The sequence below is a fragment of the Noviherbaspirillum album genome, assembly GCF_035916955.1.
In the GTDB taxonomy this organism is placed as follows: Bacteria; Pseudomonadota; Gammaproteobacteria; order Burkholderiales; family Burkholderiaceae_D; genus Noviherbaspirillum; species Noviherbaspirillum album.
This window is the reverse complement of sequence record NZ_JAWIIV010000067.1, coordinates 1-16,145: the sequence shown is the minus strand read 5'-3', so window position 1 is coordinate 16,145 and position 16,145 is coordinate 1. Positions and strand designations below refer to the sequence as shown.

Here is a 16,145-nt window from a genome sequence, read left to right as displayed (position 1 = left end):
TTGTCCGATCTGGCGTGCAACATCGGCGTCGAGTGTCTTGCCGACGATGCCGCGGATGTCGTATGCCTTGAAGATGCTTGGAGAAAGATTAACCACGTTGTTCTTGACCGATATAGAAATAATGGGAAAGGGCTGGAAAGAAAAATGCCGTGGCGGTAACCGCAGAAGTCGAAGCTGTCGACTCCTGCAGCACCTGCTCACGGCATGGTGCGATTACGACGCTTCGATCAGCGGCGTGTTGCCTGCGGAGCGCTGGTTGTAGCCATTGCGTCCGTAAGAGTAGCCGTAGCCGTAACGTCCGGGGCGTACCTTGAGGTCGTTGAACAGCACGCCCTTGGCTTCCAGTCCGGCTTGTGCAAGACGCTTCATCGACTCATTGATCTCGCCCGGCGTGGTCACGCCAGCACGGGTCATGATGTAGATCGCGCCTGCATGCGCACCGATGATCATGGTGTCGGCCACGGCCAGGATAGGCGGCGCATCGATCAGCACCAGGTCATAACGCGACGACAGCTCCTGCAGGAAGGCACCGAAGTTCGGGCGCAGCAGCAGTTCGGACGGATGCTGCGGCAAGGTGCCGGTCGTGATGAAGTCCATGTTGTCGATCACGTTGTGATGGATCACCTGATCCAGACGACGTGCGCCGGCAATCGCATCGGACAGGCCGTCATGACGGCCGAAGCCGAAGTACAGGTGCAGCAGGCCGTTGCGCAGGTCGGCGTCGATCAGCAGGACCTTCTTGCCGGTGGCAGCCATGATGGCAGCCAGGTTGGCCGACACGAAGGACTTGCCCATGCCCGGAGTCGCGCCGCTGATGAGAACGATGTTGTTCTTGAACTTCGGCAGCGAGAACTGCAGCGCTGTACGGAAGTTGCGCAGGCTTTCCACGGCGACGTCGGTCGAGGATACGTTGGCCAGCAGCGGCACCTTCTGATGCTTGGCGCTGACCTGCTGATACAGCTCCTTCTGCTTCTTGCTGTGCGGGATGGTGGCGAACACCGGCACGCCTGCAATCGCTTCGAGCTTCTCCGGCGAATCGATACCACCAGCCAGGGATTTGCGGAAGAACGCTGCAACCACGCCAAGGAACAGGCCGGCCATCACGCCCAGGGCGATGATCACAGGACGATTCGGCTTGACCGGCCGCTCCGCCATCATCGGCGTATCCACCAGGCGCACGTTGCTGACCTTGCCAACGGTGACCAGGCGCAGCTGCTGTGCAGTGTTGAGCAGCTGGGTATAGAGATCGGTGTTGACCTTGACTTCACGCGACAGGCGCAGCAGGTTCTGCTCGATCTGCGGCAGCTGCTTGATGTGATCGTTCATCGCATTGATCTGGCCGTTGATTTCCTTGAGCTGGCTGTCGATGCCCTGGACTGCCGGATGGTCGTCGGTATAACGTGCCAGCAGCTCGATCTTCTTCTGCTGCAGCTCCATCTTCTTCAGCTTGGCGGCCGAGGACTGCTGCAGGCTGAGCTTGGATTCTTCACCCAGGTCGATGGTGCCGTTGGCATTGCGGAAGGCGTTGTACTTTGCTTCGGCCTGCTCAAGCTGCGACTTGATCTCAGGCAGCTGCTTGTTCAGGTAAGCCAGCGACTTTTCGGCTTCTTCAGTCTTGCGAGCATTGTTCTGCTTCACATATTCCTTGCCGATCTCCGACAGCACGCCGTTGATCATGACCGGATCGGAACCCTGCAGGCTGACGCCGATGACGCCGGACTGCTTGCCGCCCAGCTCTTCCACCTTCATCGCGTTCTGGATGCCCTCGATGGTGGCCAGGCGCGAAGAACGGGTCATCAGGAACTCGGTACCAGGCTTGCCGTCCAGCTGGTCGATGCGCACTTCGATGGTGCCGCTCGGCAGTTCGAAGATGGAGGACTCGCCGACCTTGGCCCTGAGGTCAATACCGGCGTCCTTCTGCGTCAGGCGGAAGTTGCCGTTGCCTTCGGCCGTCACGACAAACTGACGGTTGAGCATCTGGTCAGGCACGTTGAACGTGGAGACATTGATTTTTTCCGCGCCCCAGGCATAGCCGCCATAGCCGAACAGACCCGGATTCGACAGGTCCTTGTTCTTGCTGGCGATCCAGCTTCCGATGCCCGGAAAGTATTTCGGACCTGCATTGATATACAGGCGCAGATTGTCGGTCGCGCGGGACACGACGAGACGGGACTGCAGCAGTTCCATCTCGGCGAGCGCCGAAGTCTTGACGTCGAACATGGCATTCAGGTCGCCCATGATGTTCGTCGGCGCCTTCTGGCCTTCTTCTTCCACATGGATCAGCATGTTGGATTGATACAGCGGCGTGGTCAGGAACGCATACGCCCCCGCCAGCAGCGTCGCAACGAGCGCGATCGTTGCGATCAGCCACCGGCTTTCCCACAGGACGTCGAGGTAGCCGGCGAGCTCCACTTCATTATCTTCGACGCGGGCGGGCCCGGTCAGCTGAGGAGGTATGTTATGGGTCATCATAGGGTTATCTGCTTTGTGTTGGTTCGTACATAAACGAGGCTGCTGTGTTGGCTGTATTGGCTGTATTGGCTGTTGTGCTCGGTTGCCGACCGCCCGGCTCCTGCTGCATCCGTGAGCTTGCCCCCCTTCCGACCATCCACGGCATGCATGCGATGGATGGTCGGATACGGCTACATCAGGAGTTCAGGAGACGCGGCTCACTTCACCGGACGGGAAGCGCCGACCGCCGACGACAGCGCACCCGGCAGGATCAGGCTGATCGCACGGTGCCAGTTCGCAAGCGGAGTTGCGGCGACATACACCACGTCCTTGGGTGCGAGCTCGAAACCCTCTGCCATGGCCAGTGCGCCGGGCGAGCGGCCATCAAGCTGATAGACGACCTGGTCGGTGCCGTTCTTGCGCACGACGTAAATCTGGCTGCCGTCACCGGAGAGCGGGTTGATGCCGCCGGATTCGCCGAGCGCTTCGTTCAGGGTCAGGCGGCCGTTGTACATCGGCAGCGCCCTTGGACTGACGACTTCGCCGGACACGAACACCTTGCTTTCGTCGCGCGAGCGTACGCGCACCACGTCGCCGTGGGCCAGCATGATGCTGCCCGGGTTGACACCTCGTTGCACCAGCTGCGGAAGATTGATCTGGTAGTTCACGCCGTTGCGGTTGACCACCACCTGGCTCTGGTCGCCGGTCGGCAGCACCCCGCCGGCGCGGTTGAGCGCTTCCACCAGGGTCATTGGAATATCGTTGATTGCCTGCAGGCCGGGGCTCCTCACCTCGCCGTCCACATAGACGCGCTTGCTGCGATAGGACTGCACGCGCAGCGTGACCCTCGGTTGCTTCAGATACTTGCTGAGTTTCGATGTCAGCAGGTTGCGAGCCTGGTCCTGCGTCATGCCAGCGACCTTGATCGGCCCCGCATAAGGGAACTGGATCATGCCCTCGTGGTCGACAATAAAGCCAGCCGGCGGCGCCGTGGTTGCCGAAGTCGAGGCATCGGCGCCGGTACCTGCCTGCATGCCGGTGGCGACCGTGGCCGCATTCGACAGTTCGGGATGATCCCATACGACGATGGAAAGCACGTCGCCGCTGTCGATGGAATACGGCTCGGGCTTGCCGAGCAGCTTGCTGATGTCCTGGGTGACCTGCTTCTCGCGGATGTCGCGTTCGGCCTTGACCAGTTGCGGCGTGATCGGCTTGAGCACGGCATCGGTCAGTTCGTCGCTGGCGCCGGCGCTGGTACCGGCATTGGAAGCGCTCGACGAGCTGTAACCCGACGCGCTGTCCTTTTTATTGAAATGCAGGCCAGGCGCGACTGATGCGCAGCCTGCCGCGAACCAGGGCAGCAGGAGCGCTGCACTCCATCGTTTCAGAGATGCCTTGTTATTGAACTGCATAAATGACTCCACGTGAATAGTACCAACCGCCACGACGAGGGATGGCAATTGCGAGTTGAAGAAAGCCTGTTCCGGTTTTTCCCTGCAGGCTCTACCGGTTTTAATTAAGTACGGCGTTACACTCCTGAGCGGCTTTCGGCACCGCGGCGGCGAAGTTACCTGTTGCTCCGCTTAATCAATTTCGTTGCCCCAGACCATCAATAACTTATCTGATATACAACTCTACGTTTCCCCCCAGTCGCTGTTTTGACGAGCATCAACGCGAAATGAGATATGAAACTGTGGTCTCCGTAGGCGTTGCATAGATCCGAAACGCTCTTGCCAGCACGTTAAAAATGGTCAGCTCGACCGGGAAAAGCATTGATTACAAGATAGAAGAGAGTCAGTGCGGAAACCTTGCGCAAAAGCACCCATGACTGTCCGGCGGCTTAATCTTGATTAAGAAATCACACTTTGCCGGCGAAGAATTAGCGGTGGGAAAGGTGTGGGAGGGACAAAGAACCCGGTTCGTGCGTCCGCATGGGGATGCGGGCGCACGGCGCGGCAGTTACGCGGAATGGCGGCGGTGCGGCGCGCAGGGGCCGCACTGAAGGAGGAGAAACGGAAATGAGAAAGTAAGCGACGGAGGCCGGGACAAGCTCTCCGTCAATTGCCCCGCAAGGTTTGCAGGGGCGGCTGATTCAGGACATTGCGCAGCCCGGCCCACCCGCCGATGAAGGCGCACAGGGCGCCAGCAAACAGTCCGGCCAGCCAGACGATGGGACTGAAGCTCCATTCGAAGTTGAACACCTGCCGCGCCAGCGTCCAGCCGACCGCCGCCGCCCCGCTGGCCGCAAGTGCGCCGGCCAGGCTTCCGACGAGCGCAAACTCTATCCACTGCGCCTGCGACAATTGTGACCGGGTCGCCCCCAGGGCACGCAACAGCCCGGATTCGCGGATGCGCTCGTCCTGGGAACCGACCAGCGCCGCATACAGTACGAGCACCCCGGAAGCCAGCGTGAACATGAACAGGAATTCGACGGCGACGATCACCTGGTCGATCACGGACTGCACCTGCCGGATGATGCTGCCGATATCCACGACGGTCAGGTTCGGAAAATCGCGCGCGAGCTGGTTGTCCAACCCTGCTTTCGATTGCGGCAGGTGAAAGGCGGTGATCCAGGTGTGCGGCATGTCCTTCATTAGCGCCGGGTTGAGGATCACGAAAAAATTGACCTGCATCGAGCCCCACTCCAGCTTGCGCAGACTGGTGACGCTTGCCTCGACCTGCTGGCCGGCGATATCGAAACGCAGCCGGTCGCCGAGCTTGAGACCCAGCGTCTTGGCGAGGCCTTCCTCCACCGATGCTTCCGGTGCGCGGTCGTCGAACCATTTGCCGGCGGAAATCCGGTTCTGCGGCGGCATGGTGTGCATCGTGGAAAGATTGAATTCGCGGTCCACCAGCCGGCGCGCGCGGTCCTCCACATAGGTATCGCCATTGATGACCTTGTCGTTGATCTGCACCAGGCGGCCGCGGATCATCGGATACAGGTGCGGCGTGCCGTTCGCGTTGGCCTGCAGGAGCTTCTCGATGTCGGTTTTCTGTTCCGGCTGCACATTGATGACGAAACGATTGGGCGCATCCGGCGGCGTGGAATTGCGCCAGGCTTCGATCAGATCGCCGCGGATGACGGTCAGGAGCAGCAGCGCCATCAACCCGAGCGAGAGCGCGACCACCTGGACGACCGTCGCACCGGTACGGCGTTGCAAGGCCGTGATCGCAAAACGCCAGCTCGGATGATTAATGCCGCCGCGCATGAAGCGCAGCGAACGAACGCCAAGCCAGCCCACCAGCGCAAACAGCGCGAAGCCGCCGAGGAAGCCCGCCGCGGTCAGCAGGCCGAGCTTGGGGTTGCCGGCCTCCCACAGCAGCAGTGCAATGAAGGCCAGCAGTCCGAGTGCGTAGGTGGCGACGGTGACAGGCTGGGGCGCATCCTGTTCGCGCCGGATGACGCGGTTATGCGATACGTTGCGCAGCTGGAGGATGGGCGGCACCGCGAAGCCGATCAGCAGCAGCATGCCGGTGGCCACGCCCTGCACCGCCGGCAGCCAGCTGGCGGGCGGCAGCTCGGTGGCTACCAGCTTGCCCAGCCATTCGAGCAGCAGGAAATGCGCGGCGAAACCGAGCGCCGCGCCGATGACGCTGCCGATCAAACCAATCAGCGCGAATTCGATCAGGTACATCAGGGTGACCTGGTTCTGCGTCAGTCCGAGGAAGCGGAGCATGGCGCAAGCATCGAGGTGCCTGTGCATGAAGCGCCGCGCTGCCATTGCAATCGCGATCGCCGCCAGCATGGCCGACAGCAGTCCGACCAGCGACAGGAATTGCTCGGCCCTGTCCAGCGTCGCTCGCATTTCCGGACGCCCCGATTCGAGCGACTCCAGGCGCACGCCGCGCACATTATTCTGCTCCATCTGCTGCCGCAGCCAGCCTTGATAGGCAGCGACATCGGCCGGCTTGCCGGCAAGCAGCAGGCGGTAAGTCACGCGCGAGCCGATCTGGACCAGGTTGGTCGCGGCCAGATCCGACAGGGGCAGCATGACGCGCGGGGCGAAGCTCAGGAATCCGGCGCCGCGGTCCGGCTCCACCGAGATGACCTGGTCTACCCGGAATGCCTTGTCGCCGAGCCGCAGCGTGCCGCCAACGGCAACATCCAGCGCGGCAAGAACGCTCCTGTCCACCCAGACCGTTCCCGGGGCCGGAATATTGCTTGCGGCGACATCATCGCCGCCATCCGCGCCAGCCAGCTTCAGACTGCCCCGCAGCGGGTAGCCTGTGCCTACCGCCTTGAGGGAGGCCAGCTGTGACAGGCTGGCGTCGCCTTCTCCGGCGGACGCCATGCTGGGAAAGGTCACCGTATCGGCCAGGGTCAACCCGCGCTGCCGAGCTTGGTCCCGCCAGGCCTCGCTGATCGGCTGATCGGCATTGACCACCAGGTCGCCGCCGAGCAACTGATGCGCATCGCGGTTGAGCCCGGTGCGCATGCGGTCGGTAAAGAAGCCGACCGATGACAGCGAAGCGACCGCCACGATCAGCGCCACCAGTAGGAAGCGCAACTCACCGGCCCGCCAGTCACGGCGGGTCATTCTCAATGCATTCTGGAGCATCAGGTACTCAGCTTTCTGAAAAGCCAGCGCAAGCCGCGCCAGAGCTTGGGCAGCAGCCACAAGGCGGCGACGAAGAAGAGGATAAGGAAGACTGCCAGCAGCCAGGGATGGAAAAAGGCAGCCCACAGCCCGGCCATCACCACCACGTCTTCCGAAAACGAAGCCGCCCAATTGCTGAACGGCTCCGGCGAAGTATTGATGAGCGCGCGGCTTCCCGCCTTGGTGATGTGCGCGCCTGCCGCAAACGTGCCGCCGAGCAGTGCGGCGATGGCGGACCACTCGGCACCCATTTCGCCGAGGGCGGCCGCGCCCAGCACCGCCCCTGCCGGCACGCGGATGAAGGTCTGGATCGCATCCCAGGCGGAATCGATGCCGGGCACCTTGTCGGCAAGGAATTCGATGATGAGGAGAATGCCGGTCGCGCCGATGACCCATGGCGACTGCAGCACCTCGAGCGCCGGCGGCAGGTCGACCCAGCCGGACCGGCCGAACAGCCCGGCGATGAACAGCGTCATGTACAGCCGTATGCCGCTGGCCCAGGACAGGCCGCCGGCCAGTGCCGCGGCGGAAAGCGTATCAGTCATGGCGCCTCCATGCTTGCTTGTCCCATTTCACCCTTGTAATACTCCATCACTCCTTCGCCGGTGCCCGTGCACATCATTGTCCGAAGAAGGCATCGACTTCATCGAGGTATTTCTGCTTTTCGGCGGCATCAAGGAAAGACGCCGAAAAACTGTTGCGCGCCATCTGGTAAGCATGTTCCCTGCCAAGCGGCAGCGCCTCGAACATCTGCAGGAAATTATCGTTCACATAGCCGCCGAAATAGGCGGGATCATCCGAATTGACCGTCACAACCAGGCCGGCGTCGAGCAGCTTGAGCAGGTTATGGTCGGCCACCTTGTCGAATACCCTCAGCTTGATGTTGGACAGCGGGCAGACGGTCAGCGGCACCCTGTCGCGCGCCAGGCGGGCCGTGAGTTCCGCGTCTTCCAGGCAGCGCACGCCATGGTCGATGCGTTCGACCTTGAGCAGGTCGAGCGCGGTGCGGATATAGTCTGGCGGGCCCTCCTCGCCCGCATGCGCCACGAGACGCAAGCCAAGCTCCTTGCAACGGGCGAACACGCGGGCGAATTTTTCCGGCGGATGGCCGCGCTCCGAAGAGTCCAGGCCGACGCCGACGAACTTGTCCCGATACGGCAGTGCCTGTTCCAGAGTGGCAAAGGCCTCTTCCTCCGAAAGATGGCGCAGGAAGCACATGATGAGCGCGCCGCTGAGTCCCCACTCCTTGCGGGCATCCTGCAAGGCACGGTCAATGCCGTTGACCACGGTCCCGAACGCCACGCCGCGCTCGGTATGAGTTTGGGGGTCGAAGAACAATTCCGTGTGGCGTACATTGTCCGCGTGGGCGCGCTGCAGGTAGGCACGCGTCATGTCGTAGAAATCCTGCTCGGTCAGGAGCACGCTCGCCCCCGCATAGTAGATGTCGAGGAACGACTGCAAGTCCTTGAACGCATATGCGGTGCGCAATTCCTCGACCGATGCGTATTCGAGCTTGACCTTGTTTCGCTCGGCCAGCGCGAAGATGAGCTCCGGTTCCAGCGAACCTTCGATGTGCATGTGCAGCTCTGCCTTCGGCATCTGCAGCAGGGTATCGCGTAATGCGGCGTCCATGAATTCCCCTTGTCGTTTTTCGTTTTTCAATCGGTTACGATTTTACGGCGAACAAGAGTTGCGTGCTCGATTTCGACACGCGCCGACGCGGGCATGCGCACGAAAAAGACGGCTTTCCCTCTGCATGCCTGCATCGGCGGCGCGTCGTCGGTCAGAGCGTGGCTCCGCGCTGCGGATCGGGATTCATCTTTTCGTACTGTTCCTGGCATGGCGCGCAGCGTTCCGCGGTAGGCTGCACCTTCAGGCGCTCGAAGGGAATTTCCGTTTCGCAATCCACGCAGTCGCCGTACTCGCCGCTTTCCATGCGACCGCGCGCAGCTTCGATGGCACGCAGCTCGCCGATGTCGCGCGTCACCGCGGCATTGTCGAGGTCGACCGCCAGATTGGCGAACGATGCATCACCCGGATCGGGCACTTCGGAAGCGACATCGAGGTAATCATCCCGATTGTTCACTTCACGATGAACTTCGTCATTGAGCGAGGCATAGCGCTCGTCGAGCATTTTCCGCAGCTCGGCGGTTTGTTCCTGGGTCAGGCTGGACATGGCGTTCCTTAGGTGTCTTCGGCTTTAATGGGAAGCGGCTGGCGCATATGCCGCGTATGGCGTGTCCTGGTGCAATTCCTGCCGTCCGTCTTCGGGAAGATAAGCCTGATGCTCGTCGGCCCGGGTCCGGGAGGCATCGCGCAGGCGCCACCATGCGGCAAGCACCAACCCCGCCGTCAGCAGCGTGGCCACCGTCTTCGGATGATAGGAGGCCTTGGTGTACAGGCTCGACTCGAAGACATGACCCGGATGGCCTTGGCGCTGCTGCAAGTCGGAGCCCGGGTTGTACAGGCTGTTCTGGGACTTGTCGCGGGCCGGCATGCTGGTTTGCTGCTGCTTGAACATGAAGCGTTTCATCACGCTATCCATGAGCCCCGGCGCATAATGCGCGGTGGCGGAGACAAACTTGGCGGCACCGCCGACGAAAATGTCGCGCTTCGGATTTTCCGCCGCGTAAAGAATCGCATCTGCGGCAATCTCCGGCGCATAGATCGGAGGAGGAAGCTTAGGCTCCACGTTCATGTAATTTTTTGCATGCTCGACGAACATGGTGTCAATGGCGGCGGGCTTGATCAGCGTGACGGAGATCGGCGCATTGTCGGCTTCCAGTTCCAGCCTGAGCGAATCGGTGAACCCCTTGACCGCATGCTTGGACGCGGAGTACATGCCTTGAAGCGGCACCGCACGGTCGGAGACTTCGCTGCCCAGGTTGATGATCGCTCCGCCGCGCTCCTTCATGTGCTCGACCGCAGCCAGGGAGCCGTAGACGACACCCCAGAAGTTGGTCTGGAACAGCTTGCGCTGATCTTCGAGAGAAATATCCTCGTTGCGGCCAAAGATGGAAATGCCCGCATTATTGACCCAGGTATCGATGCTGCCGAAGCGCTCGACCGCGGCATTTGCAACACGCTTGACATCTTCCTCGATGCCGACATCGGCAACGACATGCAGAACGTCGCAGCCCTTTTTCGACAATTCGTAATTCAATTGCTTGAGCGCATCTTCGTTGCGGGCAACCAGCACCAGTTTGGCGCCGCGCTGTGCGGCCCTACGGGCGGTAGTCAGTCCGATGCCGCTGGTTGCGCCGGTAATGACAACGACTTGTTCTGACAGTTTTTTAAGGCGGAATTTCATTTGAATACTCCTTTCCGTAAAAGGCGGCAGCGAAAAGCATGCCTGCCATGAACCTTGCTTGCTACCCTTATCAATTTATCAAGCCGATTAAGTCTAGTCATCGGCCTGCAATTTTTACCGGGCTCATGCGCTTTTTGCCGCGGCTGACCGTCATTGCCGCACTGGTTGGCACTGGTTGGCACTGGTGCGGTGACGTCGTGACGGCTTACAATACAAGCGCCTGCAAATTCCCGATTGCCCGGTTGCCCGACTTCTGAATTTGCGCAGGCGCTGCACGGAGCGCATGGTTGTCGCCATTTCAGTGCGAGCGCATGTATGGGCTCGCAGTTCCGCTAATTTTTTTATCCATGCCTTCCATCACACTCGCAATCGACGATCTCCTGCAACAACGACTGGAGGATGACTACAAACGCATGTCCATCGAGTGGCTGCGCAACCATCCCGGCACCATGCCGCCGGACTTCGGCCAATGGCTCTCGGAACGGCTTGCATCGAGCGTTCAGCACACCGGCCGCAATGAACGCGAACTGGACGAAATGCGGACGGTCAATGCCATCGAAAAGCTGATCACCGAACTCGCACCGCACCGCTTCGGGCTGGTGCATCTTGGCAAGACCGCGGAGGAACTTGCCGATGCAATCGAAGAGCTTGGCCAGACCCTGCTCGTCGAACTCGGATTATCGCGTTCGCGAGCCAAGCGCATCCAGGATCTCCTGGCCTATTACGCAAAGAGCCCGAAGGAAGTGGCTGACATGGGACACGTGGTCGTGACCAATCGTGCGTATGGCGCGCTGCATGAAGCTTACCGGGAGCTTGCTGCCCGTACGGAAACGGCGCGCGCCAGGCTGGGCGAGGACAAGGCGCTTGGCCGCCTCGAAGGCGCCGTTGCCATGCTGGTCAGTCTGGGCATCATGAGCCGGGAAACGGCGCGTGAAAAGACGGAAGCCTTCCGCCTCGCGGGAGGCGGCGAACGCTAGCAGTGCGAGGAAGGGTTTGCCGGCATATCCAGGGCGGCACGGGGCGTCGGGACAAGGGAAGAGGCTTTTCACAACGTGAACAACATGATGACGGAGGTGGCGATGGGCTTTCCCAAAAACCAGTTCGGCGTTCCCCAGTATCCCGACAACGATGCGCGAAAATTGTTTGTTCTCCTCTCCGCCATTGACTTGCTGGAGCGTCCGACGGGCTCCGCAATCGCCGACCTGACCAGTCACGCTCGCGAGGCCATCGATCAGGACGTAATGCGCCTTCGCGAAGAATTTGGCGTCAACCTGCACAAGGTGGGCGATATCTATCACATCGAATCCTGGGGAGACGTCATTCAGAGGGAAGGCATCAAGCGCTTTCTGAAAGCGTGATTGAAAATGTTCTTCGCTGAGGGACGGGAGTGGAATTTCCGCCAATCAGTGAGTGGTTCTGCGCCGTTCCCCCGTGAAACGGCTGCCGCGATAGGGCATTCATGATGTCGCCCGTGGCAATGGCATCAAATCTTGAGCTAGATCTTGCACCGAATTGGGGCGTCCGGTGTAAACTTCCGGGTGTTTATCCTGTCTCGGCCGCGTATCCGCAATCCGCAGCCCACATGCGGCCATGCCGAAACCATCAATACCAATATCACTCTTGTCGCGCCTGAACCGATTTCTTCCTTCGCCGCTTGCGATCGATGGCCTCGAGCGGCTGCGCGCATGCAGCGGTGCGTTGCTTGGCATCATCATCACCGCGCTGGTAAGCCGATACGCGCTGGACGCCGGGTCGACGCTGCCCTTCCTGATCGCGCCGATGGGAGCCTCCGCGGTACTACTGTTCGCCCTTCCCTCCAGTCCATTGGCTCAGCCTTGGTCTTTGGTCGGCGGCAACGTCGTATCGGCGCTGGTCGGCATCCTATGCGCGCGCTGGATCAGCGACCCGACAGCGGCTGCGTCGGCAGCCATTGCCCTGGCGATCGCCACCATGATCCTGCTGCGCTGCCTGCATCCTCCCGGCGGCGCCATCGCGCTTACGGCGGTGCTGGGCGGCCCCGCGATCACTTCCGCGGGCTTCGGCTTTGCACTGATGCCGGTCGGATTGAATTCCCTGCTCCTGCTTGCGGTTGCCCTGATTTTCAACAATGCCACCCGGCGTCCCTATCCGCATCGTCAAGTGTCAAGCCACGATAACCGGCACGGCACCCAGGATGCCCGTCCGTCCGTCCGCCTCGGATTCACTCCGGCGGACCTGGACGATGTGCTAAAACACTACAACCAGGTGCTCGACGTCAGCCGGGATGACCTCGAAACGCTGTTCCTCCAAACCGAAATGCATGCCTATCGCCGCCGCTTCGGCGAGATCACCTGCGCCGACATCATGTCGCAGGATGTCGTGACGGTCGAATACGGAACCGACCTGGAAGAAGCATGGACCCTGCTGCGCAAGCACAATATCAAGGCGCTGCCGGTGCTGGACCGCGCACGCCGGGTGATCGGCATCATCACGGTGTACGACTTCATGAAGCACGCCGACCTGGACCTTCACGCTGGCTTCGACAAGAAACTCAGGCGCTTCATCCGGCGCACCCCCGGCCTCTACTCCGACAAGCCCGAGGCGGTCGGCCAGATCATGACGCGCAATGTCAAGACCATCCAGGGCGGCAGCCATGTGGTTGAACTGGTGCCGCTGCTCTCGGGGAGCGGCCTGCATCACGTGCCCGTGGTCGATCATGAACGACGGCTGATCGGCATTGTCACGCAGTCGGATCTGGTGGCAGCCTTGTATCGCGGCCGCCTGAACGACCAGCGGGAAGCAGCCTGAATCCGCTCCTGAAAAATGCTCGTCCGGATGTGAACCTACGCGCCGGAAAAGCGTCATAGCGATGCATCGCCGGCTTAGCTCATTTGGTAGAGCAGTTGACTTGTAATCATCAGGTGGCCAGTTCGAATCCGGCAGCCGGCACCATCTCCCGAGTCCATGTCGCAAAGACATGGACTTTTTTCATTTCCATTCCACTTCGATTCCCCGCCTTGCAATCTTTGATTGCCTTCTTTGATGCTGGCGATATGCGCCGGCAATTGACAGAACTGCATGGCGGCAGGCTCGTCTAATACCAATCCCAAGCCATTTCATGTCATATCTCATGTCATGAAATGGCTTGGGATTGGTATAAGTCTTACGATGATTGCGATGACACAGGAGCCAGCCATGCAAGCGAAGACACCACCTTCATCCGATACGGCAAAGCCGTCCGAGCAGCAGCCGGAACAGGAAATGAAGACGCCGCCGGGGCCGTATGTCGGTCGGCCACTCGACGGCAGTCAATATATCGATGTGGTAGAAGAACAGGAATATGCGGATCGGCCGCCGACCCGGGAAGAGCAGCAGCCGCGGTATTCCTACCTCAAGGAAGAACAGCATCCGAAGCAATGACGCTGCATTGTCCGGACAGATGCCAGGACCGGGCGCGGGGCGTTGCCGACTGGTCGCGTCCCGCGCGGGCTTTGCATAGGCCGGGCCTGCGCTCTTAACCGCCGGCCAGGGCGGCCATGGCACTGATGCGTCCCTGCGCCGCGGCGACCTGCTGATCATGCCGCTCCCGGTTGTCGGCGACATCCGACGCCGGCGCTTCGGCCGGTGGTTCCCCTTGCGGTGGCGGCGCTGCATTTGCGCGCCGCATCGGCACGCTGACATTCTCGTCCCACAAGTCCATGAGACGGTCGATCGCCGAGCTGAGCCCCGGCGGATTCCAGGCAATATTCATGGCAATCCTCTCTGATGTGCTGATGAGAAGATCTTACTGGCGCACCCTTCCCCTGCCTTGATGATTGTCACCCGGCATTGGCCCGCGGTTTGACAAATAGAGCACTTCGGCGTGACGGCACCAGGCGAGCCGAGGCGCTCTAACGCGATGACAGGACGATGCCGCCGACGATCATTGCGAACGCCGCAATGTGATAGGCATGAGGCAGTTCCCCGAGAAAGGCGGAAGACATCAGGGCGGCGAACAGCGGCGTCAGGTTGCTGAAGAAACCGGCAACGCTCGGCCCCACCCGCTGCACGCCGAGTCCCCAGCATCGGAATGCAAGGATAGCCGGCCCAACCGCAACGAACAGCAGCGCGCCCGCCAGCGGCCAGCTCCAGGCGACCGCCCTGGCTGTGACCAGCCATTCGCCCGCGGCAAACGCGCCGGACCACGCTACCCCGAACGCCACCTGCGCCAGCAGGAAGGCGGCCCAGTCGCCACGCAAGGCATCGCCCACGGTGGCGCGCGTGAGCAGCCAGCTGTAGAAAGACCAGGATATCGTGGCCACGATCATGAACACATCGCCGGCCACCAGCCGCATGGCAAGCAGTTGATCGAGATTGCCGCGACTGAGCACGAGCAGCACGCCGCCGATCGAGAACGCCGCACCGATGACCTGCTTGCGGGCTACGCCGGCATTGAAGAAGAGCCAGCCGATGAGCAGCATCCACACCGGCATGCTGGCCGCCACCAGAGTGACGTTGATTGGCGTCGACGTCTGCAGCGCCAGGTACTGCAGTGCGTTATACATGCCGATACCCAGCAGGCCAAGAATGGAAAGCTGCCGACGATGCCGGCGCAGTTCGCCGCCGGCGCTGAAAATTCCGCGCCCGAGAGGCAGCAGGATGACGAGCGCAATTGTCCAGCGCAGGAAATTGAGCATCAGCGGCGGGACCATCTCGTGCACCAGCCTTCCGACGATGGCGTTTCCAGCCCACAGCAAGGGTGGCACCACAAGCAGCATGGCTGTCGCCGGGGTCAGTTGTCGATTCATTGCGCAGGACGGAATGGATGGCCGATAGTGCCGGAAAAGACACGAAGCATACGTGATTTCCCGTTTTCACGTCATGCGCCAAGGGGAGGATTGAAGCCGATGAAGCCGAGGACCTTGAGAACTGCGGAAATGAAGAAGCCGATACGCATGTTTCGTATCGGCTTCTTCGAATCTTGCTGGCAGAGGCTATGTCTTCATAGCACCATTCCGAGTTAGTCCTAATTCGATAGTCTCGAAAACTATCATTGAACCGAAGCCAGCCTAAGCCGCTGGCTTTTTATTGGGCGTCAGTCCGGGTATTGCTCGTAAACCATGCCCTCGACGAGGACGCCACCAAAGATGAAGCCTGCGCTGCAGACCATAACGCAGACTTTGCCGACGAAGATTGTTCTCTCTTTTGCATCCATGCTTTTCCATGCCTTGGCAGGAATAACAGGTTTTGCGGTTTTTGCGGGTTTCACAGTCGTCTCCTAGTAATTATTGTGATCCTTCAGGCTGCGCTGCGATTCTGACTGCATACTGACAGGAACCTGACAAAGAGAGATATATAGTTGTTATTGCGCCATGAAGTCGGGTTACTTTGACACCGGTGCCGCCATATACGGACACGGTTGTGGCGGGCCACACAAGCGACGAACAACGCTGCCATGCGCCCAAGGCAGGCCGAGGTGACCATTCTCCCATTCGCAATCCGCTCTAGGTGTTAAATCTCTATCTCTTTTCGCAGTTCGTCACTGGATCGGAATAAGACCACCTCGGCCTCACTTAGTCCGGTCAAACCGAAAGCGCTCTAGTAAAACGGTGCCTGCCCATTCAATGGCATTGAGATTCCTCTCGTTTTCCACTGAGTATCCTCACTCGGAGGATCATTCCGTCGCAACATTACGGAATGTATTGGTTTGATCCAAATTACAGAGAACATAAAAAAAGCCCCTTTTCAGGGTAATGCCGTTCAGTTAAGGTTTTTCTTGAGGACACGAACGGTGTAACGATGTGGCAAGGCCTTCACGGCCCGGTCGA

At 60.4% G+C, this 16,145-nt stretch carries 15 protein-coding genes and 1 tRNA gene; 6 read left to right on the top strand and 10 right to left on the bottom strand.

Annotation, left to right across the window (positions count from 1 at the left end):
• Nucleotides 1-213 precede the first annotated feature (213 nt).
• The 7 genes from RY831_RS31685 to RY831_RS31655 all read right to left on the bottom strand — a co-directional run bounded on the left by RY831_RS31685 (nucleotide 214) and on the right by RY831_RS31655 (nucleotide 10,359).
• Nucleotides 214-2,472, bottom strand: coding sequence for a polysaccharide biosynthesis tyrosine autokinase (locus tag RY831_RS31685; protein WP_326510284.1), 2,259 nt, complete (start codon nucleotides 2,470-2,472; stop codon nucleotides 214-216).
• 197 nt (nucleotides 2,473-2,669) lie between these two features.
• Nucleotides 2,670-3,863, bottom strand: coding sequence for a polysaccharide biosynthesis/export family protein (locus RY831_RS31680; RefSeq protein ID WP_326510283.1), 1,194 nt, complete (start codon nucleotides 3,861-3,863; stop codon nucleotides 2,670-2,672).
• 645 nt (nucleotides 3,864-4,508) lie between these two features.
• Nucleotides 4,509-7,010 carry an ABC transporter permease gene (locus tag RY831_RS31675; protein WP_326510282.1) on the bottom strand — a complete coding sequence of 834 codons (2,502 nt, stop codon included), beginning with the start codon at nucleotides 7,008-7,010 and terminating at the stop codon, nucleotides 4,509-4,511.
• A complete protein-coding gene (locus RY831_RS31670) occupies nucleotides 7,010-7,594 on the bottom strand; it encodes a DUF4126 domain-containing protein (protein ID WP_326510281.1) in 585 nt (194 codons plus the stop codon). Before RY831_RS31670 ends, RY831_RS31675 begins: the two co-directional genes overlap by 1 nt.
• A gap of 73 nt (nucleotides 7,595-7,667) precedes the next feature.
• Nucleotides 7,668-8,681, bottom strand: a complete 1,014-nt coding sequence (locus RY831_RS31665; protein WP_326510280.1) for an adenosine deaminase — start codon at nucleotides 8,679-8,681, stop codon at nucleotides 7,668-7,670.
• A 151-nt stretch (nucleotides 8,682-8,832) separates the two neighbouring features.
• Nucleotides 8,833-9,225 (bottom strand): TraR/DksA family transcriptional regulator, encoded by a 393-nt coding sequence (locus RY831_RS31660; protein WP_326510279.1) that lies wholly within the window; start codon nucleotides 9,223-9,225, stop codon nucleotides 8,833-8,835.
• 24 nt (nucleotides 9,226-9,249) lie between these two features.
• Nucleotides 9,250-10,359 (bottom strand): SDR family oxidoreductase, encoded by a 1,110-nt coding sequence (locus RY831_RS31655; RefSeq protein ID WP_326510278.1) that lies wholly within the window; start codon nucleotides 10,357-10,359, stop codon nucleotides 9,250-9,252.
• Between the two features lie 38 nt (nucleotides 10,360-10,397).
• Here RY831_RS31655 and RY831_RS31650 point away from each other — a divergent pair, with 38 nt between their 5' ends.
• The 6 genes from RY831_RS31650 to RY831_RS31625 all read left to right on the top strand — a co-directional run bounded on the left by RY831_RS31650 (nucleotide 10,398) and on the right by RY831_RS31625 (nucleotide 13,758).
• Complete coding sequence (locus tag RY831_RS31650) at nucleotides 10,398-10,616, top strand: hypothetical protein (RefSeq protein WP_326510277.1); 219 nt, start codon at nucleotides 10,398-10,400, stop codon at nucleotides 10,614-10,616.
• 90 nt (nucleotides 10,617-10,706) lie between these two features.
• Nucleotides 10,707-11,336 carry a hypothetical protein gene (locus tag RY831_RS31645; RefSeq protein ID WP_326510276.1) on the top strand — a complete coding sequence of 210 codons (630 nt, stop codon included), beginning with the start codon at nucleotides 10,707-10,709 and terminating at the stop codon, nucleotides 11,334-11,336.
• 84 nt (nucleotides 11,337-11,420) lie between these two features.
• Nucleotides 11,421-11,717 (top strand): hypothetical protein, encoded by a 297-nt coding sequence (locus tag RY831_RS31640; protein ID WP_326510285.1) that lies wholly within the window; start codon nucleotides 11,421-11,423, stop codon nucleotides 11,715-11,717.
• A 262-nt stretch (nucleotides 11,718-11,979) separates the two neighbouring features.
• On the top strand, nucleotides 11,980-13,146 hold the full coding sequence (locus RY831_RS31635) for an HPP family protein (RefSeq protein WP_326510275.1): 1,167 nt from the start codon (nucleotides 11,980-11,982) through the stop codon (nucleotides 13,144-13,146).
• Between the two features lie 68 nt (nucleotides 13,147-13,214).
• Nucleotides 13,215-13,290, top strand: a tRNA-Thr gene (locus RY831_RS31630).
• A gap of 243 nt (nucleotides 13,291-13,533) precedes the next feature.
• Nucleotides 13,534-13,758 carry a hypothetical protein gene (locus RY831_RS31625; protein ID WP_326510274.1) on the top strand — a complete coding sequence of 75 codons (225 nt, stop codon included), beginning with the start codon at nucleotides 13,534-13,536 and terminating at the stop codon, nucleotides 13,756-13,758.
• Nucleotides 13,759-13,852: 94 nt separating this feature from the next.
• On the opposite strand, the gene RY831_RS31620 is transcribed toward RY831_RS31625, so the two are convergent.
• The 3 genes from RY831_RS31620 to RY831_RS31610 all read right to left on the bottom strand — a co-directional run bounded on the left by RY831_RS31620 (nucleotide 13,853) and on the right by RY831_RS31610 (nucleotide 15,586).
• Nucleotides 13,853-14,089 carry a hypothetical protein gene (locus tag RY831_RS31620; RefSeq protein WP_326510273.1) on the bottom strand — a complete coding sequence of 79 codons (237 nt, stop codon included), beginning with the start codon at nucleotides 14,087-14,089 and terminating at the stop codon, nucleotides 13,853-13,855.
• A 139-nt stretch (nucleotides 14,090-14,228) separates the two neighbouring features.
• Nucleotides 14,229-15,125, bottom strand: coding sequence for a DMT family transporter (locus RY831_RS31615; protein WP_326510272.1), 897 nt, complete (start codon nucleotides 15,123-15,125; stop codon nucleotides 14,229-14,231).
• 287 nt (nucleotides 15,126-15,412) lie between these two features.
• Complete coding sequence (locus RY831_RS31610) at nucleotides 15,413-15,586, bottom strand: hypothetical protein (RefSeq protein WP_326510271.1); 174 nt, start codon at nucleotides 15,584-15,586, stop codon at nucleotides 15,413-15,415.
• Nucleotides 15,587-16,145: the final 559 nt, after the last annotated feature.